This is a genomic window from Paenibacillus montanisoli, assembly GCF_003268025.1.
Classification (GTDB): domain Bacteria; phylum Bacillota; class Bacilli; order Paenibacillales; family Paenibacillaceae; genus Paenibacillus_Z; species Paenibacillus_Z montanisoli.
This window is the reverse complement of sequence record NZ_QLUW01000004.1, coordinates 295,547-319,004: the sequence shown is the minus strand read 5'-3', so window position 1 is coordinate 319,004 and position 23,458 is coordinate 295,547. Positions and strand designations below refer to the sequence as shown.

The window sequence follows — 23,458 nt, the reverse complement described above, 5'->3', positions numbered from 1 at the left end:
ACGTGTTCATAAAAAATCGATAAAAGGGGAAAAACGCATGAGCAGAAAATGGTTAAGGTTCTTAGCACTTCCTGTTATTGCTTCGGTGCTGTTTACGGGCTGCTCCGGTAACAACGGCACGAATGAAGCGAGCAATGATCAAACAGCCAACAGCAAGAACGCAACAACTGACGATTCATCTGCTGCAAATGCAACTGCCACAAATGACGGTAAGCCGGAAACATGGATTGCGGACCGTAAAATCAAAGGTCTTCTCTTTTATGATTCCGATGATTTCACCGAAGGTCTAAACCCTGAAATTCAGGCAGAAATCAAGAAAAAAACAGGCATTGATTTTGAGCTTGAGCTTATGAAAGCGGAACATGCCATCGACGGCATGATCGCCGGTCTTGCATCGGGCGACCTCCCTGACTTCGTTGGATTCTACTTGAATAACAGCGGACGCCCGGAAATGTCTGTCGTTCTGAAGGCTGCGCGCGAAGGCATGTTCACGGATTTGGCCCCGTTATTCAAAGATACGAAGGTTTACAGCAAATATTTGCAAGACGGCTTCTTGCCTCTGGATACGCAGTATGGCGTCATGTTCCGTCCCGAGTTTAACGGATCTGCGTATTTCGCTCATATGAATATTGCCCGCAATGGCGGTCAAGACCCTTGGAGAGGCGTCGGAGGGCCTTTCATCCGTAAAGATATCGCCGACTCGCTTGGCATTGACCCTCGTACCATCAAGACAACAGATCAGTTGTATGACTTGGCGAAGAAGATTAAAGACGGCAACTTTAAAGACGATAACGGCAATGCCGTAGTGCCGATCGGCCCGCGTTTCTGGGGTGGAGCAGAGACCGGACCATTGTTCAACGATTTGGAGTGGGGAGCAGACGACCAGCGCATTAGAGCAGATAAGGACGGCAAAGTCCTTCACGAAGCTCAAACTCCGTACGCTTTGAAAAAGGTTGAATTTATGCAAAAGCTTCTTAGCGAAAAGCTGATTCATCCGGAATTCTTTACGGTCGACGAAAGCCGCTCGACAGAAGGAGCAATCAACGGTTCGTGGGGAATTATTGCCGATATGCACAGCTTCCAGGATTTTAACCAAAATATGCGTTACATCCCGCTCGGTCCGATCAATCCGGTTATCGGCTCTAACAAAATGCTTCTAAGCTTTAAATCCGGTTACTCCGCTTGGGCAATTCCATCCACAACCGAAAAACCGGAGGAAGTCGTTAAATTCGCGGATTTCCTTGCAAGCCGTGAAGGCAAGCTGCTTTGGATGTATGGAATTGAAGGTCGCGATTATACGCTTGATGCCAATGGTAACCCGGTTGTGAAGCAAGAGGTGCTAGACTTGAAAGCGAAAGATCCGAACGAAGCCAAGAAACTCGGATTTGCAGGCGTCGGCAACAGCTGGGGCGGATTCCTCGGAAGTACGGACATCGATAACAAATCGGACTTCGGCGAACTCAATTACGGCGAGAGCGCCAATGGCAACCTGTACCCGGCCGTTGAAAAAATCGCGGAGTATGTAGGCCTTGATCAAAGAATTAAAGACGCTCTTATCATCGACGCTTATCAGCCAATTTCATTTATTGGAGAATACCAAAATGGCACTGAGCTGAAGGCGGCACTAGATAACTATAATGACAGTCTAATTCGTGCGTATTATGCGAAGAACACGGATGAAGCGAAAGAAATTTTGGACAGCGCATTGAAGCAATTGGAGGCATCCGGCTTGGATGACTACTTGAAGCTGCTGACAGACAAGAACGCGGATCCAAAAACGAAAGTGAATCTTGGACTTGATACGTTGAATCAATAAGTGACGAACAGGCGGTTTCGTCCGCATGCCGGATGAGACCGCCTGTTACTTTATGGTAAGCGCGTCATTGTCGACTAGCTTCTTCTGTGGAGGGTGAGAGTTGTGAACGAGTTTTATAAGCAAAGCACGGCAGAACGAATCTTTAAAATTGTCAATTACTTGATTATCATCCTGCTCTGCTTGTCCATTATTCTTCCATTCTTGAATATATTCGCGCTGGCGTTCAATCCCGGTAAAGATGCGGAAAGAGGCGGCATCTATTTTTGGCCCCGCATATGGACGCTTGACAATTTCCATAAAGTGTTTGAAGCCAACAACATTGCTTCGGCTTTTGGCATTTCCTTATTCCGGACGGTTGTCGGAACGATAAGCAGCGTATTTTTAACGGCGATGGCCGCTTACGCGCTTAAGAGCAAGACGCTGCCGGGCGGGAAATTTTTCATGATGCTGATCTTTTTCACCATGCTGTTTGGCGGCGGTATCATTCCCTACTATATGCTTCTCTCGAATCTCAATCTGACCAACAGCATCTGGGTCTATGTTATCCCGGGATTATACAGTGCATGGAACTTGATCATTTTCCGCACGTTCTTCCAGCAAATCCACGTGAGTTTGGAAGAGTCGGCCCGCATAGACGGATATAATGACCTATCGATCTTCCTGCGCATTATTATGCCGCTCAGCCGGCCTGTTGTTGCCGTTATCGGTTTGTTCACCGCCGTCGGCCACTGGAATGACTGGTTCACCGGTGCCTTCTTCGTCCGCAAGGCGAACTTGCGCCCGTTGTCCACGCTGCTGCAAGAGATGTTGACAAGCGCTGAAGCGATGCGCGAAACGCTGAATCAAGCGACGGGAACGACCAAGTACCTGCTTGTTGAGCAAATTCAGGTGACGGGCAATTCTCTCAAAATGGCGACGATCATCGTTGTCGTTGCGCCGATTATTATCATCTATCCGTTTATGCAGCGTCATTTTACCAAAGGCGTATTGATCGGATCTATTAAAGAGTAAGAAGAAGCTGTAACTTTTTTACAAATGAAGGATTTCCCATGGCAGGCGTCGAATTTTATTAGGATCGTACAATGGAATTTCTAGCAAAGGGTGAGCGGCTTGCAACCAAAAATAAAAGACGTGGCGCGCCATGCAGGCGTATCGGTTACGACGGTATCCCGGGTTCTGAATGGCGAAAAGTATGTCAAAGACGATCTTAAGCTCAAAGTGAACAGGGCTATCCAGGAATTGGGATATGCTCCGAGCCATATCGCCCGTAGTTTGGTGCGCAATAAAACGAACCTGATCGGTGTCATCGTACCGGATATTACATCGTTCTTCTACGCAACCATCCTCAGCAGCATCGAGGAAGCGGCGAGCGAGAACGATTATAGCCTGCTGGTGTGCAACATCAGCGAAGATATCGATAAAGAGTACAAATATTTGAACGTGTTTCAAGAGATGCGCGTGGAAGGCATTATTATCATGCACGAGAAGATTAACGAGGAAATCCGCAATCTCATTCACAAGATGAACGTTCCCGTTATTTTCAGCAGCGTTAAGCCAATCGATCAGCAATTCGCATCCGTCATTGTAGATGATTATAAGGCGGCCTACGACGCAACGAAATATTTGATCGAGCTGGGCCATCGCGATATCGCGTTTATCGGCGGAGATATGCGTGATATTACATCCGGACAAAACCGTTATAGCGGCTACCGGAACGCGCTTACTGACTATGGCGTCAAAATCATCTATGAACATATCCGATTCGGAGATTACAAGGTCCGCAGCGGCTATGAGCAGATGCAAGAGCTGCTGCGCGCGAAGCGGCGGCCGACGGCCGTATTCGCCGTCAGCGACGATATGGCGCTTGGCGCGATGAATTGCATTCACGACCAAGGCTTGCAGGTGCCTGCCGATATATCGGTAATGGGGTTCGATGGAAGCCAATTGACGGAGCTGGTTCGCCCGACGCTGACCTCCATGGAGCAGCCCATTCATGAGATGGGACGAGTGACAATGAAGGCTCTGCTGCAGCATATTTCGTCAGGTGAATTTTTGGAAGAGGATATTATTATGGAACACCGCTTGGCGGAACGGCAGAGCTGCATAAAGCTGGAACAAAGCGAATAGGCGCATCACGGACAGGATGGAGATGAGGAACGATTGAAAGCGTACGATGCGGTTGTGATTGGAGACGCAAATATCGATTTAGTCGTTGCCGGCTGTAACGAGATGCCGGAGCCCGGCCAAGAAGTTTATGTTCAAGACATGACCATTCATGTTGGCGGCGGCGCCGCTTTGTTTACGCTGGCGCTGGCTAAGCTCGGCCTGAAGCTGGCTTTTAACGGAGTCCTTGGCGAAGATGGGTTCGGTCATTATATCCGGGACCATTTTTCTCGTTATGGAATCGATACCAGATATATTCGGAAGAGCGGTCTGAATACCGGGATCTCGATTGCGATCAATCCGGAGCAAGACCGGTCCTTCATCACGTACACCGGCTCCAATGCCGAACTTAGCGTAAATGGGTTGAACATGGAGAGCGTCGCACAGGCCCGCCATGTTCATCTGACAGGCTATAAGGGCAGCCGGAATCATGCCGAATTCATGCAAGCGATCGAACGGATACAAGCGCTCGGCGTCACGACCTCGATCGATGTCGGCTGGGACGAAACGGGCGAGTGGTATAGAGGCATTTACGAGCTTATGGGTGAAGTGGACGTATTCTTTATGAACGAGGTGGAGGCGCAGCAGTATACGGACCTTTCCTCGATGCAGGACTGCATCCGCGAATTAGCCGGGCATAGCAAGCATATCGTGCTGAAGCTCGGCGCTGCAGGCGCTGCGGCTTCAGTCGGCGGCCGGACGGTATACCGTTCGGGATTCCAGGTACCTGTCGTGGATACGACCGGAGCGGGGGATTCGTTTAACGCCGGCTATATCTACGGCCTATTAAACGGTCAGCCGGTTGAGCAATGCCTTCTCTACGGCAATGCCTGCGGCGCCATGTCCATCACTCGCAGCGGCGGCAACTCAGGCACGCCGGATCGAGTGGCGCTCGAGCGGTTCATTTCGGAGAAGGCAGCCTTTACGACCGATAAGTGGGAGATTGCTCAGTAGAGGATTGGTTGGCAGGTACGGAAATTCGTAGAAGAGGTGTACCAAGTGGGAGCAGATTTGAGGTTTCGAGAGGAAGGCACCTTTAAGATCGTCCAGTTTACGGACATGCATTTCGGCGATGGCAAAGAAGAAGAACGTGAGCGCGATGAACGGACGGCGGCTCTGGTAACGCAAATCATTGAAGCGGAGCAGCCGGACCTTATCGTTCTGACCGGCGATATGATCTGGAGCCATGGCGTAGCTGATCCGGAAGCGTCCTTCCGCAGAGCGATCGCGCCGGTTATCCGATCCCGGGTGCCCTGGACGGCCGTATTCGGCAATCATGATGCGGAGGAAGGCATTACTCGGGAGGAGCTGCTCTCCGTGATGCAGGAGGACGAGAAGTGTCTCACTGCAGCCGGTCCGACGGAAATTAACGGGGTCGGCAACTATGTACTGAAGGTGAAGGACGCTGCTGGGCGGGAGGATAAAGCTGCGCTATACTTCTTCGATTCTGGCATCAATGCGCCGGAACCTATCGGGGGCTATGCTTGGATTCATCACGATCAAGTCCAATGGTATATGCAGCAATCCCGCGAGCTTAGCGTGCAGAGCGGCCATCAGGTGCCTGCGCTGGCGTTCTTTCATATTCCGTTTCCGGAGTATGATGCCGCTTGGCAGGGCGAACAGGTGACCGGTTTCAAGGAAGAACGGGTGGAGTGCCCCAAAATCAATACCGGTCTGTTTGGGGCAATGGTCCAGATAGGGGACGTGATGGGCACCTTCGTCGGCCATGACCACGATAACGACTATTGCGGTACGCTGCACGGCATTCGCCTGTGCTATGGCCGTGTTACGGGATACAACTGCTACGGCACGCTTCCGAGAGGGGCGCGTGTCGTTGAGCTAAGGGCAGGCGAAAGGCGTTTTGATACATGGATCGTTCAAGAGGACGGAGGGGTTGTCCGATGAATCATTTTCGGCTAGGAGGGCCCCCGGATGATGGGCGTACGGTCATCATCCCGGTTTGCGTGGAAGGACTGCCGGACATTAAGAGAGCGCGGGCGAGATTAGGCACGGCCGCTCTATTGCCGAATATGGCCGCAAGGCATGCGGTGACGTGGTTTTACGGCTATGGAGGAGAGCCGGATATTCTGCTCGTTGGCCTCGGAGAAGCGGCTAAGCTTCAACCTGCCGTCATCCGCGAGGCAGCGGGCAATGCCGGGCGTGCTCTTCTGAAAGAACGGCGATCGGAAGCCGCGGTTTCTTTTGAAGGGCTGGTTTCTTCCGTTCGATCCGGAAGCTGCAGGCCGGAAGATATCTCGGCTTGGGTCGAAGGCTGGATGCTCGGCACGTATACGTTCGATAAGTATAAAGCGAAGCCGGGTGGTGAACATGGAATCGTGCACGTTCAATTGAACTGCGAAGACGGACCCGAGTGGCAGGCGGCCGTTCAGCTGGGCAGCATTAGGGCAGAGGGGACGATCTGGGCGCGGGATATGGCCAATGAGCCGCCTAACTATTTGCGGCCGCGCGATTTGGCGGAGCGGGCAGCGGCTCGCTTTGCAGGCACGGAGGCCACGGTCAAAGTCTATGAGGGCGAAGAGCTGGATCGTATGGGCTTCACCGGTCTGATGGCTGTCGGGAAAGGCAGTGCGTATCCGCCTGTTTTCCTTGAGATCCGGTATTGCACTGACGAGACGAAGCCCCTCATTGCGCTTATAGGCAAAGGCATCACCTTTGATACGGGCGGAATCAGCCTCAAACGCGACAACGACATCAGCGATATGCGAATGGATATGGCTGGTGCCGCCGGCGTGCTCGGCGCGTTGGATATTTTGGTTCGCAGCGGCGCTCCCGCGAATGTCGCGGTGCTGGTGCCGTCGGCGGAGAACAGTCCTTCCGATCGTTCGCTGCTGCCGGGCGAGGTGATCCGCTACGCGAACGGCGTCACCGTTCAGGTTGGCAACACGGACTCGGAGGGACGGCTGATATTGGCGGATGCGCTTATTTACGCTCACCGGATCGGTGCCGCCCAAGCGATCGATATGGCTACGCTCACGTACTCCGTCGTCGGTGCGCTTGGCTCGAGGGTCGCCGGTCTGTTAGGCGACAATCAGCTGGCTCAGTCGCTTCGGACAGCCGGCGAACCATTCGGTGAACGAGTCTGGCAGCTTCCGCTCGTGGACGACTACGAAGCGTATTTGGACAGCGATTACGCCGACACGTCCAACATCAGCAAAGTCGGCGAGGCCGGAACCATAACGGCGGCGTTGTTTCTGCGAAAATTCGTTCATCCTGATCTAGCTTGGGCGCATATTGATATGAACGGCCCTAAGGAATCGTCCTCCGCGAAAGGCGAATTCGCGACAGGTGCGACGGGCTTCGGCGCACGGATGCTGTCTGCCTACATTACGGGGATTCCGGAGGTTTGAAATAAGCAGCAATCCGATTAATCATACAGGTCAGGGTCAGCGCCATCCGTTCGTTGTGAACGGATGGTTTTTTTGCGAAGCGGAGGCGAAATGTGGCAAGATAGAACTGAACGTTTCATCGATAAGGAGGGGACGATATGCGTCAAGTGCTCGTGCTCGGCGGCACGCGTTTTTTTGGGAAAAAGCTGGTTGAGCTTCTGCTTAAGGCCGGTGATGAGGTGACGATCGTCACGCGGGGAGCGCATGCTCATCCGTTCGGCGACCAGGTGAAGCATTTGAAGGTTGACAGGACCCAAGTGGAGGAGCTGGAGGCCGCAATCGGGGATGCCCGTTATGACGTCATCTACGATAATATCTGCTATATGCCGAAGGAAGCCGAAGAGGCAATCAAGCTGTTTGCGGGCCGCGTAGGCAAGTACATTGTCACCTCGACGCTCAGCGTCTATCCGTTCGGGGAGCCGCGCAAGGCAGAGGCGCATTTTGATCCGCAGAGCTACCTGATTCCGAAGCCGTATCCGCATGAGATCAATTACGGAGAAGGCAAACGGCTGGTGGAAGCAGTCTTCTTCCAGGGGGCACCGTTCCCCGTTACGGCCGTCCGTTTCCCGATCGTGCTAGGCGAGGACGATTACACGCGGCGGCTGCATTTCCATGTGGAGCATGTGCAGCAGGGGCAGCCGCTTGGCATCCCGAATGCAGGTGCGATGATGTCTTTCATTGACGCGGACGATGCGGCTTCGTTCCTGGAATGGCTTGGCCGCTCTGAGGCGACGGGGCCTTTCAACGCTTGCTCCCGCGGGGAGATCTCGCCGGGCGGCATAGTAGAGCTGATCGAGAAGGCCACGGGCAGGACGGCCTATGCCGCGCTGGAAACCGATGAGCAGCACAGCTCGCCGTTCGGCGTCCCGGAGCCGTGGTACATGGATATTTCCAAGGCGGAATCGGCCGGCTATACGTTCAAGGAGCTGTCGGACTGGCTTCCGCCGTTTATTGAGAAGCTTGCGGGCGAGAAGTAGAAATAGAGGCTGCCGGGCATTGCTGACTAGGCGATGCTTGGGCGGCTTTTCTTTTTTCTTAGGGTTGGATTATATAAAAACTGGCAAAGCCGTCCATACTACTGCCGACAACCGATTGACGCAGATGGAGGGCACATGAAGAATAGATTCGGAACGATCTGGATAGGCCAAGCTAGGGGACGTCGGATCCTTGCAGCGGTATTGGCCGTTATTGCTGTCGTATGGATGGTCGGGATCAATCAGACACAAGCTCGCGCGGAACGGCCGCCGCAGGACAAGCCGCTGCTAGCCGCTTTCGTGCGCGGAGGCGCGCTTTGGATGAAGGAGAACGACAATGAGAGGCAGCTTACGAGAGCGGAGCATGTCCGTTCGCCGGAGTGGTCGCATGACGGTCAGTGGCTTGCCTACTCTACGGGCGAAACTGCACAACAGCTGTGGATGCTGCACGCGCCGACGAGAACCAAGCATGTGGTGGAGACGACGGGGATCTTTGAAGGAGGCTATAAATGGTCGCCGCGCAGCGGACTGCTGGCATATCTGAAGGATCAGCGGCTCTACGTCGTGGGTCAGCAGGAAGGGGCGCAACCGGTTGAAGTGACGCGCTCAGTCGGCAAAATCAGCAGCTTTGCCTGGCTGCCGGAGGGCGACGGGTTCGTCGTTTCGACGCAGGCGGAGCTGCTGCCGGACGGTTGGACGCCGGTTCGGCTGATGCGGATCAAAATGCCTGTAGATGGAGGCTCCGCTCAAGCGGATCAGCTCTACGTGCTTCCTACGCAGCTGAATGAGCTGCCAGTGGTCGGAACTAGCACGTTTAAGTGGTCGGCAACCGGCAAATGGATGGCTTTTCTCGCTACGCCAACCGCCTCCCTGTCGGCTGACAGCAATACGCTGTGCGTCCTTTCCGCGGACGGCGCGACCTTTAAGCCCGTGGACCAAATGGCGAACAATGCCGATTGGTTCCAGTGGTCGATGGAGGACGATAAGCTTGCCTATATCGGCGGAATCGGCAGAGAGGCCACGTCGAATAAACAGCTTCGGGTGACGTCGGTTCCGGATATACAGCCGCGTTCGGATTTCACGCCAGCCGGTTACGTGGATCAGGCTCTAACATGGCGAAGTCCGGTCGATATCGTCGTTTCTCGGGCAAAGGCTGTGACAGCTGACGAGAGTCCGGCGCAGAAGCCGTTTCCTTTCCTGGTCAATGTGCGCGTGGATGGAGAGCGGCAGAAGCGGATTACGAAGAGTGCGGCGGGTTACGGAGATTACGGTCCGGAGTCGCTGGGCGTGAACGGGCTTGGCTGGGTGCGGTCCAATCGGAGCATGGCCAATGTGCTCGTGGCGGCGCCGGGACAGAGCGGGAATCGGGCGGTCCGGTGGATCGCGGACATTGATCAGGGATCGAATTACTATGAGCAGTGGGATTGGCACACTGTACTGCGTTTTTTTGTGCGATAAAAAATACTTTAAAACGAGGAACACCTGTAAAAAGGTGTTCTTTTTTTTGGCTATTAATAGAAAATATATATCTTTTAGACGTATATCTTTTTCATAAAACAAGATTATGAATACATTATGAAGTACCATACCATATTGGACAATCCTGATAACTTGAAAAGGAGGAAACTATGAAACCAAAAGATGTATATCTACAATTTTTCGGTGGTAACGGAGAGATTGTTGCTCAATCATTATTTGATTCAATTAGGGATTCTTTCACCTATGAATTTTGGGTTAAACCTGAAGCAGAGCATGAGATTGATTTGGAATCTGCAGACGGTGTAGCTGGCGTTTCAGGACAAAGATACGTAATAGCAGCTCAGCATGGGCAGCAACCGAATAAAGCTGGGGCCGGTGTTTCGATTGGCATAAACGGCATTTCCGTTTATGAACATACCACGGATTATATGCCCGCTGTATTGGTCTACCAAGGTTCCATTACCGACTGGACACATATCGCTGTTGTTTACAACAACAAGACACCATCTCTTTATATGAATGGAAAATTTATAAAGACAGGCGTAACCAGCAGGAAAACTTTCGTTCATCCCTCCAGCATATTTGCTTCGCTTCAAGGGTATGGATCCTTTATCGGCCAATTGAAAGATATAAGAATTTGGAATTACGCACGTTCACAGAAACAGATTATGAACGATATGTATAAAAAGCTGGCCGGAAATGAACCCGGGCTTTGGGGATATTGGAGGGTAGATGAGGGGTTGGGCTCTATCTTATATGACAGTTCGCCCCATATGAATCATGCCCGAATTAACGGAACGTGCAATTGGGGGATCGCAAAGAAAAAACATATACGGGAGGTAGTCCTTTTTTCTCATACGAACTATCTTATTTCTATCGGTGGAACTGAAAAATGTATCCATGAACAAGTTCAGTATTTCCATAAAGAAGGGATTAGTGTCATACAGATTTTTCCTGGCGCTTATTATCCTTTCTTGGAGCAAGGTGAATCGATCTATGGGGTTAACATCGACTTTAGTTTTCTTGGCTATTTCCGGATCGATGAGCTTTCAGACATGCTGCGGAAACGAAATTTAGAGAGGGCATTCATCCACCATTTGTTGCATTGGCGCTATTTCGATTTTGATCGTCTTGCGACGGTTTTAAGCAAAAATAAAGTGAAAACTACTTTTTGCATGCACGATTTATATCCAATTATGAAGAATTGGCGTGAAAAATACGGTCATATTCTTAGTCGTGTTGACCATATTATAGTACCTTCAGAGTTTATTGCATCAAAGTTAACGGGAGTATATTCCCATTTAGGGAATAAAATATCTATTCAACCATATGTCAATTTAACGAACAAATTGGAAAAAACACACGACCCTAGTGTCTCCGCCAGAAAAATAAGATTGGCTTTCTTAGGCTACAAAGCAGAAACGAAAGGGTGGTCCACTTGGGAGAAGATATATCGATCTCCAGTGTTAAATGACGCATATGACCTCTATCATATCGGTTCATTTGAACAACATGCTCCGAATGTTAAGACTTATGGTTATTCTTTTATTCGTGACGGAGTGATGAAGGCTACCGAGCTTTTAACGGAAAACGGCATTGATCTAGTCCTGCTATGGTCGCTTGTTCCTGAAAGTTTTTCCTATACTCTTTACGAGTCCATAGCCGCAGGGGTTCCTGTGTTGACCTACGCAAACAGCGGTAACATAGCTGAGACCGTCCGCAATCACAAGAGACAACCTATCGGGCGCGTTTTTGATGGAGAGCACGATTTGTTTCAATTCCTCCTGGATATAAATGCAGTTCGGGAATTCATTAAGTTGCCGCGCTCGAGATATACGTTGGAGGTTAATCCCTACCAAAAGTGATGAAGGAGAAGATATAATTGATTGTTTGTACTTCAATTAATGCAAACTATATCCCTAAGGCTAAGGTACTAGCGAAATCAATGAAGGAAAAGAACCCGAATACAACCGTGGTAATCTGTTTGCTTGAAGAAAAAATCCATCCCGCTTGCAAAGATTTCGACTATTTTGATGAAATCATCCTTGCAACAGATTTAGGGATACCCGATTTTAAGAGATTTATTTTTATGCATAATAAGGTAGAGGCCTCAACTGCGGTTAAAGGAAACCTTTTTTTGTATTTGTTGAACAAGTATAAAACCGCAAACAAATTTGTTTATCTAGATCCTGATATATTTGTATTGGGCCGGTTAAATGAACTGGAGAAGGCGCTAAACCACCATTCGATTGTGTTGACTCCCCATCTTTTGGAGCCGGAAGAATCACTGGAAGCTGTTTGGGACAATGAGATTTGCGCCTTGCAGCACGGGGCGTTTAACCTTGGTTTTCTTGCGATAAGCCGTTCTGACGAATCACTTCGCTTTATTCACTGGTGGGCAAACAGGCTTCTAAAGTTCTGTCATGACAATATTCCGCAAGGCTTATTCACCGATCAAAAATGGATGGATTTGGCGCCAAGTTTTTTTGATATCCTAATTTTGAAACACTGCGGTTATAACGTTGCACCCTGGAATTTGTCACGCAGAAAGATAACGATTTCTGACCAAGGCGATTATTTGACGAATGGACTTCCGCTGCGGTTTTTCCATTTCTCCGGTTTTGATTCTTTTGCCTTTGAGGGAATGCTTAATAAGTACGTTCCAGACAAAAATAACGCGGTACATTCGCTAGCTAATCAATATAAGTTGGAAATTGCCAACATGGGCCAAAACCTGTTGGGAAATGAACCTTGGAGTTATGACTACTACTGCGATGGTGAACCAATATCCCACCATGCACGCATCCATTACCGCCATAACCTGACTTTGCAGAATCAGTATACGGATCCGTTCCAATGCTCAAATCAAATATTCGGATAAGTTGCGGACGCATCACGCATCACTGAGAATCATGAAGACATAGTACCTATCGTCAGTGTAGAATCAATCCAAGGTTCGAAGACTTAATCGAATTTGTAGAACAGTGATGATGTGTGAACGGGAGGCAAATCCATGTTAGTTATGAATGAACAAATCAAAGCGTCAGAGGTTTTGCTAACAGGACTCGATGGTGAGGACTTAGGCATCGTATCGCGGGAGGAAGCGCTGGCGCTCGCCAAGCAGCACAAAGTCGATTTAATTTGCACCTCGCTGATGAGCAGCCCGCCGCCGTGTTCGCTGATCAGCCGAAGCGCGGCAAAGGAGCAAGCGTCCGCAGCGAAGCGCGAGGAACGGAAGAAGGACCAGCCGCTTAAGGCGAAGGAGATCCGGCTGACGCCGCAGATCGAGGACCATGATTACGATACGAAGCTTCGCCAATGCGAGAAGCTGCTTGCGTCCGGGAATGCGGTTGACCTTGTCGTCAAGGTTCAAGGCAAGGAAGGGCCGAAGGCGAAGGAGCTGCTGGAGCAGCTGCTGAAGGATCTTGCCGGGAGCGGCAAGAAGGAAACGGGCATCCAGCTAAGCGGCAAACAGGCAGCCGTGCGCGTACTGCCGCTATAAGCCTGAAAGGAAGAGCATCCATTGCGGTGCTCTTTTTTTTATTCCACGCATCATAAAAAAAGTCCAAGCAAGGCACAGGGCACCTCGCTTGGACAGTCAGCCAAACCTTAGAACGAATGACCGTCGGCACGGTTGGTATACCGAGTCCGGTCGATGTCGGCATCATCATTGTCATCGTCGTTGTCAAAAGCATGCTGCACGTTATCGACGATTTCCTCGATCGCATGGCTGATCAAATCCAGCGGGCTGGTATCTTCATGGTCTCTCGGCGTGTTAATGCCAGCAGCCGTGTTGGAGGTCTCGTTGTAGTATTCATCATAGTGGTCGTCGTGGTTGTCGCGGTTTTGCATGTTTGAATAAGCCACCTTTGCATGGAATAGAAGAGCAGGTATGTCACCAATCACCCCTATTCTGTCCAGAGATGGTAAGAATTATCTTAAAGCAATGTCATGGAACCGGTTATGAACCGTTTCCCGCATGAACAGCTTCATCCGATAGGCTAAATATTTTAAAATCTTCTTCTCGTCGTCGGTCATATAGAGCAGGGAAAGCGCGTATGTTTTATTCGCGTAGCAGTATCCGCGATATTTAGCGCCATAAAGCAAGGAGGCTGAAAGCGAGTAGGCCATATATTCGATGTCCAGCTGCGCTTGGCGCTTCGTAATTTCAAACTGTGCCGCCAGCTGCGTGCTGTTTGGGTATTTGCCTTCTCTATCCGACTATCAAACCATTGGATGCGATGCATGTTGCTCAAGGTGCAGCACCTCTTAAGTAGTATTTACGTGGATAAGTATAAAATAGCTGCCGCGACATAAAATGTCGTATTAGTATGACGACTTGGCCAGCGTCTGCCTGCTTCTAATCTGCCGCGGCGTGTCAGTTTGGTCTTGTCTGGCTGCTGTGTTATAATGGGCAGCAAAATATTACCGTTTTCCGGAGGCGATTATGCTCAGTTTCGACGAGAAGCTTTCGATTTTGGAGTCCTTTCCTGAGCTCAAGCGGAAGGACGTGTCACTCGGCCGTGTCAATTATCAGTATGAGGAAAGCTTATACGATAAGAAAAATGTGGCGTTCCATCTGCATCCCAACGGTAACGGGTACGTGTACGCCGGACAATTAAGCGGCTACGAGACCGATGAGAAGGGGTTTGTGAACATTCGCGATTACGATGCCCAGACGCTTCGGCAGCTGGTTGCGGAATCGATCCGCTCCTTATCCCACCGGGAACCGGAGCTGGCAATGAAGAGTTTTTCAGCCCCGCGTAGCGGAGTGCAATCGTCGACCTGGTACGGGCCGGATAGGCAATCGCTGATCTTAAGGCATGAAGACGATCTATGGTACGTGTATGCCGGACCGAACCTTGAGATGGTTTTGGAAACCTATGAAGAAGCTGAGCAGTATTTGCAGGAGGAAGGTTTCTTCCTGTTATAAACGGCAGGCCAAACCGTCAATATCCATTCAGTGTTGGGCCGCAGAAAGGCGCTTTTAACAAAGTGTCCGACTGCGGCCCAACTTTCGTTGCTGGCGGTTTTTTGTTTCGGTTATAGTGAGATAAAGGAGGAGTGATGACGATGACCATTCGCGCAATCATTTTTGATTTCGACGGCACGCTGGTGGATACCGAATCCTGCGCTTACGACGCGTTTAGCAGAGTCTATGAAGAACACGGGCAGCAGCTTGCGTTGGAACGATGGGCGCTTTGCGTAGGAACGGTGGGCGGAGCCTATGATCCGTATGAGGATTTGCAGCGCTTGACGGGAAGGGCGCTGGATCGTGCTGCGCTGAAAGAGCGGTTTGATGCGTTGCACGAAGAAACGCTGCGCGGGGCGGCGCTTCGTCCAGGCACCCTTGCGGTGCTCGAGGAGGCGAAGCGGCTGGGACTGCGGATCGGACTTGCTTCCAGCTCGGATCGGGTCTGGATCGACCGGCACTTGCGGGAGCAAGGGATCGCATCGTATTTTGAGGTGATCTGCACCCGGGATGATGTGGAACGCGCGAAGCCGGACCCGGCTTTGTACTTGCTGGCGATCGAAGCGCTTGGCGTGAGGACGTCAGAAGCCGTAGCGGTGGAGGATTCGCTAAACGGGCTGAAAGCGGCGAAGGCTGCGGGGCTGCGGGCCATTGCGCTGCCAAACCCGGTGACGGCGCATATGGATTTGTCCGGGGCGGAAGCGATGATCGAAAGCTTCGAGGGGCAATCGCTAGCGGAGCTGCTCGAACGTTTCAAGTAGCATGAAATGAAAAAACAACCTGACGAGCGGTGCGTTACCTCGTCAGGTTGTTTTCGTTTCGTTATTCCGTCGGCAGCTTTTTGCGCAGCTGCTCCAATTGCTCATTGATGAGCGCATCCTTGTTTGACGTGCCGGCGGGAGCTGTCGAGCTGCCATAAGCTTCGCCGTAAGGCTGGCGGGATAGTGCCACATGCGCTTCCCACTGCGCGATCTTCTCCTCGATGCGCTGGAAGCCGCGAAGCGCGGATCCGCCTTCCAGGCTTGCCCGGCCTACGCTGAAGCTAGGCATCCCGGTGCGGGCCTTCGCCGCCGTTTGCTGAATGCGGGCGAGCAATTCCTCGCGCTTCTTGAGAAGCTGAGGCAGTTCGGCCTTCGCCTTTTCCAGGCGATGCGTCAGTTCGGCGATCGTGAGCTTCGCCTGCTCCTGCAGCTGTGAAGATTGCTGCGCTTTCTCAGCGTAATGCAGCTTCGCGGCAAGCGCTTCGCGTGCCAGCGCTTCCTGTCCGGCGCGCATGGCTTCGAGCGCTTTGGCCTCGCTGTGCTCCGCCATGACGTTCGCTTCATGCGCCTGCTGCGCCAGCCCCTTGGCCAGCGCTTCCTGCTTGATCAGTTCCTGCTGCGCTGCGGCGATTTCATCCTGCATTCCGCGTACGTACTGATTCAGCATCATAGCCGGATTTTCCAGCTTATCGAGCAATTCGTTGGCGGCTGCTTGCGTAATGTTGAAAATTCGGTTTAACAATCCCATTTGTGAACATCTCCTAATTAGTTAGTGTTGTGAATTAAACGTGGTAGTGGAAGCGGCTGTCCGGCGTCAGCACCTCGAACGGCGCTTTCGGCACGATCAGGCTGACGATTGCGTATGCGAGCAGCGTCGTGCCGAAGCTGAAAACGCCGGATACGATCAGCACGAGCCGGATGATGGTCGGATCGATGCCAAGCCATTCGCCGAGGCCGCCGGCCAAGCCGGTCAATTTGCGGTTTAGAGTCGAGCGGTAAAGCTTCTTCATGTTCAATACATCTCCTTTTAATTTGTTGCCGTTTATGGTGAAGGGATATCGGTTAACTGATAAACCTAGTGTAAAATAACGCGGCCTCTCTCGAAACGGTCTCACGGCTGTTCTTAAAGCTGGCCTTAAGGCGGGGGAGGCCTCCGACCTCAGGCGGCCATAAACGTCAAAAAAGAGCATATCGCGCAGCGCCCTCGGTGTGGGGGAAGGCTGCTTGCGGAATGCTCTTCTTCTTGGTTAGGGCAGCAATTTGACGACGTTAAAATTCTCCTCGAGCAGCAGCCAGTTCTGCGGGAAGCTGAGGCCGAGCTTCCAATAGCTGATGCCGCGCAGCCGGAGTTCTTTAAGAAGATTAAATTTCGCCTGGATGGAGCGGGCGTCCTCGAACCAGACTTTATGCTCCTTCCCGCTATTGTCCCAATACGAGAAGTGCGGCGCCTGGGCCGTGTAGTCATATAAAATTTGCGCGTTGTACTGCCTCGCGAGCCCGATGGCTGCTTGGGGACTGATCGCTCGGGCATACGCGCCGCCCGGCACGTAAGGCAGCGTCCAGTCGTAGCCGTATAAATTTTGCCCCATGACGATTTTGTCGGCGGGCATTTCCGTAAGCGCATATTCCAATACCTTACGGACCGGTCCGATAGGGGAGACCGCCATTGGGGGACCTCCGCTGTAGCCCCACTCATATGTCATAATAATGCTGAAGTCCGCGATTTGCCCGTGCGCCTTGTAGTCATGAGCGGTGTACCAGGCGCCCTGCTGCGCGGCGCTCGTTTTGGGAGCAAGCGCCGTGGACATCGTTAAGCCGGCCTCATGAATCGGCACGACTGCTTTGCGAAGAAACCGATTGTAGGCTTCCTTGTCCTCCGGACGAAGATGCTCCAGGTCGAAATGGACGTCGCGGTAATTCAGCCGCTTCGCCGTCTCCACGATGTTCGCGATAAGCTTATCCTGCAGCGCCGTATCGTTCATGACCAGCTGTCCGAGCTCGGCGCTGAATTGATCGCCCTCCAGGTTGGTCACCGTCATCATCATCGCGGTCCGATTCTGCTGCGCGATCGCTCCGAGATCGTCTAGGGGCGGCAGCGCAATCGTGCCGTCGCGCTGGATGCGGAAGCTCGATGGAGCCAAATACGTCAGGTGCGGGGCCGCTTCCCTAGCGGACTCGGTCAAGGCCGGAGAAACCGTCGTTCCCCGCGGATCGATATAGGCGTTCACGACGGCCCGCCACTTGGGCGCCGGGGGGATGTATAAGCGCTGCCCGACATGCAGGACGCTGTTTATGCCGATGCGGTTGACCGAAGCCAGCGCCCCGGCTGTCGAGCCGAATTTGCGGGCGACCGTTGTCAACGTGTCTCCCGGTTGCACCCAATAATATTGGCCGACGATCGGGATAACCAGTGCCTGTCCGATCACCAGCGTATCGTTTGGCGATATTTCATTGGCCGAAGTAATGTCGGTTACGGGTATTCCGTATGCCTGCGACAGCCCGTACAGCGACTGTCCCGCCTGCACGACATGGATTTGCATCGCGTTCCCCTCCTCATGTACAGCCTGCCTGGCAATTCGCATGTTGCCGGGCGCGGTCAGTAAGCCGGTATTCGCCTCTTTCATGCTATTCCGTTTCGCAGCCGCACATGTCAAGGTTTTATCGCGCAGGCTAGGTGCCGGAGGCCGGAATCTCCGCTTTAGTATCGCGGATGATGCGGGTAATGCGCGTCTCGAACGCATGAACCCGCTGCTTCTGCTCCACGATGGAACGGGAGATCGAGACGAGCGTCGTAATCGATTGCAGCGTCCCTTCCCCGGAGCCGGCTTTTATCGCTTCGTTCAACGTTTTGATGACGGGGGAGATGTTCTTCTTCGAGCCGGACACGACGGCTTGCACGGACTTAATCTGGCTGCGCAGCGGATCCGCTTCGGCAAGCTTGGCGCGAAGATGTTTGATCTTGGCCGATGCCGCAGCCTTTGCGGCCCGGAGCGCCTCTTCCTTCAGGCGAATGTCCGCGCGCGCCAGTTGGGTGGCAGGCCTTAACTTGTCGGCTTGCGCTTGCAGCGTAGCGGCCAGCACCTTAAGCTTCAGAAATTTCGCGTCCTTGATTTGCGTATTCAACGACGTGTAGAGCGCGAATAAGGGCTTATACCGCTCTTTAGTCCCGTTGACGTCCTTCGTAAGCTTGGCGATCTTCGCTCCGTCGATCTGCGCGATGCGTGCGCGGACATCCGTGAGTCCCTTGCCGTTATTGTAATGGAGAGAGCCGATTGCGGTATCGAGCGCATCCTCCTTCATCTGGAGAGCGGCCAGGCCTTGTTTCTGAGCTGCGAGCATCCCTTTCATGGCGGAGCTTGACGCTGCGATTTGCTTCGAAAGCTTGCTCTCCGTCGACTTGCTCAGCTTTACGGACGATGCATCCGCGGGCGAGGGCAGGACAAGCAGGAACGCTAGCCATGCAAGTAGTAAGGCTGAAATCGGCTTCTTCTTCATAGAATGTAGCATAGAGGAAACGCCTCCTTAGGATGGATTCCCTTGTAAACGCAAAAACACCCGCAAGAAAGGCATGCTCTGCCTTTGCTTACGGGTGCTTCCAACGTAAGGAAATCGTTTTGTTGATTTCGTAAAATGTATCGTATTTTCTAAAAATTGTCAAGTATTTGGCGCTGGATCGATTGATGGATTTTGCTGGTTTAAGCTATAATGGAGAAGCATATTTCAACCCTGCAGCTATAATTCGTTTTCTGCACCGAGGATTCAACCATTCTGAAGAGTTCAGGAGGCTGTGATGATGAGCGATGAGAAGGAACGCGAGCTGATATTCGTTTTTACAGGACCGGACGGCTCTGGACGCAAAACAGTGGCCGATAGCGTAGGCGCAACGCTGGGTATCACAAAAGTGATCTCTTATGCGACGCGCAAGCCGCGGTCGGGCGAAGTGAACGGCCAGGATTACCATTTCATTACCCCCGAGCTGTATGAACAGTTCGATGCCGACGGCGATTTTATTGAAAGCGTCACCATCAACGGCAACCTTTACGGCTTGCGGGGCAAGGATATCGCGTACAGCCTGAAGAAGGGCGGAAGCATTTATTTGATTCTTAATCCCGAGGGTGCTCAAGCGCTGAAAGAAACGTATGGCGACCGGGTTGTGCGGCTGTTCATCTATGCGGACCGGCGCACCGTTCAAGAGCGTCAGGTCGAAGCGGGCATCGATCCGGACGTGATCAAAACCAATCTGGATCAGTATGAGACGGCAATCCGTTATCAATCCACCTGCGAGCATGCCTTTGAGAATTACGATCTCGCGCACACCGTGTTCGACATTACCAATACGCTGGAGACCTATCTGCAGCGTAATTTGGAAGAGCGGGATTGATCCCGATGAAACCGAAATAAGCTCGTCCCAGCTTGAGTGGGGCGAGCTTTTGCTTTTGAGAAGGGGTTATTTGGTTTTGAGCGCGAGCATGTAGGATGATCCAAGTTGGATCTCAAGATATGGCTATGGAGTGGTTTGCACATACATCCAATTTTGGATATATAGGAATTTTTCATATTAAATTATGATATTAAATGAAATTATCAAATACTGGAGGTAACTGATTATGACTGGAGCGCTCGGGGGATATGTAGCAGATAAACTATGGGACGCTGCACATTAATCATATGATTCATACAAGCATTTGATAAGTATGGATTATCAAATCGCGAGAAACAAGCAGCATATGGCTGGTTGATGAATTATAGTGCCCTCAGAATCGCTAATGAGATGGGAATTACGGAAGGAACCGTACGTAATCTTATAAAAAGAATCTATGCAAAGACGAAAATATCAGACAAAGGACAATTTATTACAACCTTTGTTCATCTAAAATAGGTATAAGCTTCTGTTTAAAAACCGTCCACTCAAGATTCAAGCTTGAGGGACGGTTTTTCTTTTTCACCCCATTTGGGCGCGGTAAGTGGAAGGGGCGGTATCGGTCAGTTTTTTGAACAATCGCGAAAAATAAAACATATCCGAGTACCCGAGCAGCGAAGCGATTTCCATGACCGTCTTGTCTGTGTTAAGCAGCAGCTTCTTCGCTTCGGCGACCTTCAGCCGGTGAACGAACTCGCCGAGCGGATAACCGGTGTAGTCGTGCACGATCCGCCGGAGCGTCGGGATCGAAATATGGTGGCGCGCCGCGAGCGCCGCGCTGTCGAGCGGCTGATAGACCGAGCCGGACAAGTCGTCAAGCAGCTTCTGGACGAACAAGGCGCGGCTGCTGGCCTGCGCTTGGTTCACCCGCAGCGACATATCGAAGAGCAGCGATTCCAGCGCAAGCGCGGCCCGGTCTTGATTGACGGGGACGGCGCTGTCGATGAGCTGGAAGATAAGCTCGATTTTGTTCAGAAAGCTTTCGTCGGTGCCGACGGACTTTACCGCATCGGGTTGCTCGTACCAGCTGGACAGCCACTCCTCGATCCGCTCGCCGCCTAGGTTGAAATAATACTCATCCCAATAGCCGCCGCTATCCGGACCGTATTGGAAAACCTCCCCGGGGTATAAACAGAACAGCGATCCTGCTTCCACCGTTTGCCGCTCTCCGGAGCCGGCTTGATAATACCCACGGCCCGCGCCGATATAGACGAAAGCCCAGCTTTCGAAGTGGGCATCCGCGCGCTGGGACGTGCGTCCTGGCAAATGGCCCGCATGATAAATCACTAACGATTTGACGCGCAGCTTCTTCAAATCGACCATGCAATCGAATAGGCGAATCGGAAGCGTACTGATCATATTGTCCATGTAGGTTCGCATGGAGTGCATTCTCCCATCCTTCAACACAAGGTACACTCATTATATCGAAAACGATTACAGAAGGGAAAGGTTGAGCAAATCATGACAACGGCGAATGGTCAAAAATTAAACATTGGCGTTATCGGAGCGGGCTCCATTTCGGGAGCGCACTTCGGCGCTTATGCGGGCAATGAGGATGCGGTGCTTGTTGCCGTTTGCGATAAGAATGAGGCGCGTGCCCGTGCGGCGGCGGACAAGTACGGCGCGCAGCGGATTTACACGGATTACCATGAGCTGCTGGCGGATCCCGGCATCGATGCCGTGAGCATCTGCACCTGGAACAATACGCATGCCGAGATTGCGATTGCCGCGCTCGAGGCGGGCAAGCATGTGCTGTGCGAGAAGCCGCTTTGCAAAACCGTTGAAGAGGCGGAGCGGGTACAAGCGGCGGTTGAAGCTTCGGGCAAGCTGCTGCAGGTTGGCTTCGTGCGGCGCTACGCGTCGAGCGTCGAGGTGTTGAAACGCTTCATCGATGCCGGCGATCTAGGCGAAATCTATTATGCGAAAGCAACCTGCTTGCGCAGACTGGGCAACCCGGGCGGCTGGTTCTCGGACAAGGAACGGTCCGGCGGCGGTCCATTGATTGATCTTGGCGTCCACATCATCGATATTTGCTGGTACCTCATGGGCCGGCCGAAGGTGAAATCGGTAAGCGGCAATACGTACAGAAAACTCGGCAACCGTGCGCATATTAAGAACCTGTCGTTCTACAAGGCGGCAGATTACGATGCGGAGAAGAACGATGTCGAGGATTTGGCTAATGCGGTGATCCGCTTCGAGAACGGCGCTTCGCTCATGGTTGACGTCAGCTTCACGCTGCATGCTCAGAAGGATGAGCTTTCCGTTAAGCTGTACGGCGATCAAGGCGGAGCTGAGGTTGAGCCGGCGCTGATCGTCATGGGCGAGAAGCATAACACGATCGTAAACATGACGCCTCAGATCGATAACCCGACCTTTAATTTCGAGGATGCGTTCGGCAGAGAAATCACTCATTTCGTGAACAGCTGCCTCGGCCGTACGGAGACGCTAAGTCCGGTGCAAGACGGCGTGGAAGTAACGCGCATGCTGTGCGCGATCTATGAATCGGCTGCTACCGGGAAAGAAATTCATTTTGGCGAATAAGTGAGGTTGAAATAGATATGACGAATCCATTGACGAACAAAATAGGCGTGATCGTCGACAGCTTCGGCATCGGCGTGCGCGAAGGCTTGCTGAAAGCGCGTGAGGTAGGCGCGGAAGGCGTTCAAATTTATGCGGTATCCGGCGAAATGGATCCGGCGAATTTAAACGCGGCCGCAAGACGCGAGCTGCGGTCTTATATTGATGGGCTTGGCCTTGAGATTTCGGCGCTTTGCGGCGACCTCGGAGGCCATGGGTTCCAGGATGCGGCGGCCAATCCGGAGAAGGTGGAGAAGTCGAAGCGCATTCTCGACCTCGCTGTGGAGCTTGGCACTAACGTCGTAACGACGCATATCGGCATCGTGCCGGATGACCGCGATGGCGCGATCTATTCGGCGATGCAGCAAGCATGCGAAGAGCTTGGCCAGTACGCAAAGAGCTTGAATTCTTATTTTGCGATCGAGACAGGGCCGGAGCCGGCCGCGCATTTGAAGAGCTTCTTGGATACGCTCAGCACGAACGGCGTCTCCGTGAATTTTGACCCTGCCAACATGGTCATGGTAACGGGGGATGACCCGGTTCAAGGCGTGATTACGCTAAAGGATTACATCGTTCATACGCATGTGAAGGACGGCAAGCGGCTTCGCGTCGTCGATCCGCGCCAAGTGTACGGGTTCCTCGGCTATCAGAAAATGACGCACGAGCATATCGCCCAAATGGCGTCCGAAGGGGCGGATTTCGAGGAAGTGCCGCTCGGCGAAGGCTCGGTTGATTTTGACGCCTATTTTGCGGCATTGCAGTCCATCGGCTATAAGGGCTACCTGACGATAGAACGCGAGGTTGGCGCGAAGCCGGAGCTGGATATTCGCAAAGCGGTTGAATTTATTAAACGGTACCGTTAAAGTGCATCGTTTCGGAAGGATGAACA

Annotated in this window: 24 protein-coding genes; 17 read left to right on the top strand and 7 right to left on the bottom strand. The window is 52.2% G+C overall.

The window, feature by feature from the left end; translation table 11 throughout:
* Positions 1-37: 37 nt before the first annotated feature.
* The 11 genes from DL346_RS21135 to infC all read left to right on the top strand — a co-directional run bounded on the left by DL346_RS21135 (position 38) and on the right by infC (position 13,341).
* The gene (locus DL346_RS21135; RefSeq protein WP_112884359.1) at positions 38-1,816 is read left to right on the top strand and encodes an extracellular solute-binding protein; all 1,779 of its coding nucleotides are present in this window, start codon (positions 38-40) and stop codon (positions 1,814-1,816) included.
* A 102-nt stretch (positions 1,817-1,918) separates the two neighbouring features.
* Positions 1,919-2,827, top strand: a complete 909-nt coding sequence (locus DL346_RS21130) for a carbohydrate ABC transporter permease (RefSeq protein ID WP_112884358.1) — start codon at positions 1,919-1,921, stop codon at positions 2,825-2,827.
* Between the two features lie 99 nt (positions 2,828-2,926).
* Positions 2,927-3,943 (top strand): LacI family DNA-binding transcriptional regulator, encoded by a 1,017-nt coding sequence (locus tag DL346_RS21125; protein WP_112884357.1) that lies wholly within the window; start codon positions 2,927-2,929, stop codon positions 3,941-3,943.
* Between the two features lie 33 nt (positions 3,944-3,976).
* On the top strand, positions 3,977-4,933 hold the full coding sequence (locus DL346_RS21120) for a carbohydrate kinase family protein (protein WP_112884356.1): 957 nt from the start codon (positions 3,977-3,979) through the stop codon (positions 4,931-4,933).
* Positions 4,934-4,978: 45 nt separating this feature from the next.
* Complete coding sequence (locus DL346_RS21115; RefSeq protein ID WP_112884355.1) at positions 4,979-5,884, top strand: metallophosphoesterase family protein; 906 nt, start codon at positions 4,979-4,981, stop codon at positions 5,882-5,884.
* The gene (locus tag DL346_RS21110) at positions 5,881-7,347 is read left to right on the top strand and encodes a leucyl aminopeptidase family protein (RefSeq protein WP_165822609.1); all 1,467 of its coding nucleotides are present in this window, start codon (positions 5,881-5,883) and stop codon (positions 7,345-7,347) included. Before DL346_RS21115 ends, DL346_RS21110 begins: the two co-directional genes overlap by 4 nt.
* A gap of 137 nt (positions 7,348-7,484) precedes the next feature.
* Entirely contained in the window at positions 7,485-8,363 is an 879-nt protein-coding gene (locus DL346_RS21105; protein WP_112884353.1) for an NAD-dependent epimerase/dehydratase family protein, read from the top strand.
* Between the two features lie 135 nt (positions 8,364-8,498).
* Complete coding sequence (locus tag DL346_RS21100) at positions 8,499-9,818, top strand: PD40 domain-containing protein (RefSeq protein WP_165822608.1); 1,320 nt, start codon at positions 8,499-8,501, stop codon at positions 9,816-9,818.
* A 170-nt stretch (positions 9,819-9,988) separates the two neighbouring features.
* Complete coding sequence (locus tag DL346_RS21095; protein WP_112884351.1) at positions 9,989-11,704, top strand: LamG-like jellyroll fold domain-containing protein; 1,716 nt, start codon at positions 9,989-9,991, stop codon at positions 11,702-11,704.
* 17 nt (positions 11,705-11,721) lie between these two features.
* On the top strand, positions 11,722-12,720 hold the full coding sequence (locus DL346_RS21090; protein WP_112884350.1) for a glycosyltransferase: 999 nt from the start codon (positions 11,722-11,724) through the stop codon (positions 12,718-12,720).
* Positions 12,721-12,852: 132 nt separating this feature from the next.
* Positions 12,853-13,341 carry a translation initiation factor IF-3 gene (gene infC, locus DL346_RS21085; protein WP_112884349.1) on the top strand — a complete coding sequence of 163 codons (489 nt, stop codon included), beginning with the start codon at positions 12,853-12,855 and terminating at the stop codon, positions 13,339-13,341.
* 107 nt (positions 13,342-13,448) lie between these two features.
* Here infC and DL346_RS21080 read toward each other — a convergent pair whose 3' ends face one another.
* Complete coding sequence (locus DL346_RS21080; RefSeq protein WP_112884348.1) at positions 13,449-13,691, bottom strand: hypothetical protein; 243 nt, start codon at positions 13,689-13,691, stop codon at positions 13,449-13,451.
* An 81-nt stretch (positions 13,692-13,772) separates the two neighbouring features.
* Entirely contained in the window at positions 13,773-13,970 is a 198-nt protein-coding gene (locus tag DL346_RS21075) for a hypothetical protein (RefSeq protein WP_112884347.1), read from the bottom strand.
* 316 nt (positions 13,971-14,286) lie between these two features.
* Between DL346_RS21075 and DL346_RS21070 the strand changes: the two genes are divergently transcribed.
* Positions 14,287-14,772: a hypothetical protein gene (locus DL346_RS21070; RefSeq protein WP_112884346.1), complete on the top strand. Its 486-nt coding sequence runs from the start codon at positions 14,287-14,289 to the stop codon at positions 14,770-14,772.
* A 140-nt stretch (positions 14,773-14,912) separates the two neighbouring features.
* Positions 14,913-15,572 carry an HAD family hydrolase gene (locus DL346_RS21065; RefSeq protein WP_165822607.1) on the top strand — a complete coding sequence of 220 codons (660 nt, stop codon included), beginning with the start codon at positions 14,913-14,915 and terminating at the stop codon, positions 15,570-15,572.
* Positions 15,573-15,633: 61 nt separating this feature from the next.
* On the opposite strand, the gene DL346_RS21060 is transcribed toward DL346_RS21065, so the two are convergent.
* The 4 genes from DL346_RS21060 to DL346_RS21045 form a co-directional block, all read right to left on the bottom strand.
* Positions 15,634-16,320, bottom strand: a complete 687-nt coding sequence (locus tag DL346_RS21060) for a PspA/IM30 family protein (protein ID WP_112884344.1) — start codon at positions 16,318-16,320, stop codon at positions 15,634-15,636.
* Between the two features lie 34 nt (positions 16,321-16,354).
* Positions 16,355-16,582, bottom strand: coding sequence for a PspC domain-containing protein (locus DL346_RS21055; protein WP_112884343.1), 228 nt, complete (start codon positions 16,580-16,582; stop codon positions 16,355-16,357).
* A 237-nt stretch (positions 16,583-16,819) separates the two neighbouring features.
* Positions 16,820-18,112, bottom strand: coding sequence for a glycoside hydrolase family 18 protein (locus DL346_RS21050; RefSeq protein ID WP_112884342.1), 1,293 nt, complete (start codon positions 18,110-18,112; stop codon positions 16,820-16,822).
* Between the two features lie 130 nt (positions 18,113-18,242).
* The gene (locus tag DL346_RS21045) at positions 18,243-19,079 is read right to left on the bottom strand and encodes a hypothetical protein (RefSeq protein ID WP_112884341.1); all 837 of its coding nucleotides are present in this window, start codon (positions 19,077-19,079) and stop codon (positions 18,243-18,245) included.
* A gap of 283 nt (positions 19,080-19,362) precedes the next feature.
* Between DL346_RS21045 and DL346_RS21040 the strand changes: the two genes are divergently transcribed.
* Positions 19,363-19,953 (top strand): guanylate kinase, encoded by a 591-nt coding sequence (locus DL346_RS21040; RefSeq protein WP_338066320.1) that lies wholly within the window; start codon positions 19,363-19,365, stop codon positions 19,951-19,953.
* Between the two features lie 294 nt (positions 19,954-20,247).
* Entirely contained in the window at positions 20,248-20,451 is a 204-nt protein-coding gene (locus tag DL346_RS29930; protein WP_420849594.1) for a helix-turn-helix transcriptional regulator, read from the top strand.
* A gap of 63 nt (positions 20,452-20,514) precedes the next feature.
* Here DL346_RS29930 and DL346_RS21030 read toward each other — a convergent pair whose 3' ends face one another.
* Complete coding sequence (locus DL346_RS21030; protein WP_112884338.1) at positions 20,515-21,372, bottom strand: helix-turn-helix domain-containing protein; 858 nt, start codon at positions 21,370-21,372, stop codon at positions 20,515-20,517.
* An 81-nt stretch (positions 21,373-21,453) separates the two neighbouring features.
* On the opposite strand from DL346_RS21030, the gene DL346_RS21025 reads away from it, so the two are divergent.
* Positions 21,454-22,533 carry a Gfo/Idh/MocA family protein gene (locus tag DL346_RS21025; RefSeq protein ID WP_112884337.1) on the top strand — a complete coding sequence of 360 codons (1,080 nt, stop codon included), beginning with the start codon at positions 21,454-21,456 and terminating at the stop codon, positions 22,531-22,533.
* A 17-nt stretch (positions 22,534-22,550) separates the two neighbouring features.
* Positions 22,551-23,432 (top strand): sugar phosphate isomerase/epimerase family protein, encoded by an 882-nt coding sequence (locus DL346_RS21020; RefSeq protein ID WP_112884336.1) that lies wholly within the window; start codon positions 22,551-22,553, stop codon positions 23,430-23,432.
* Positions 23,433-23,458: the final 26 nt, after the last annotated feature.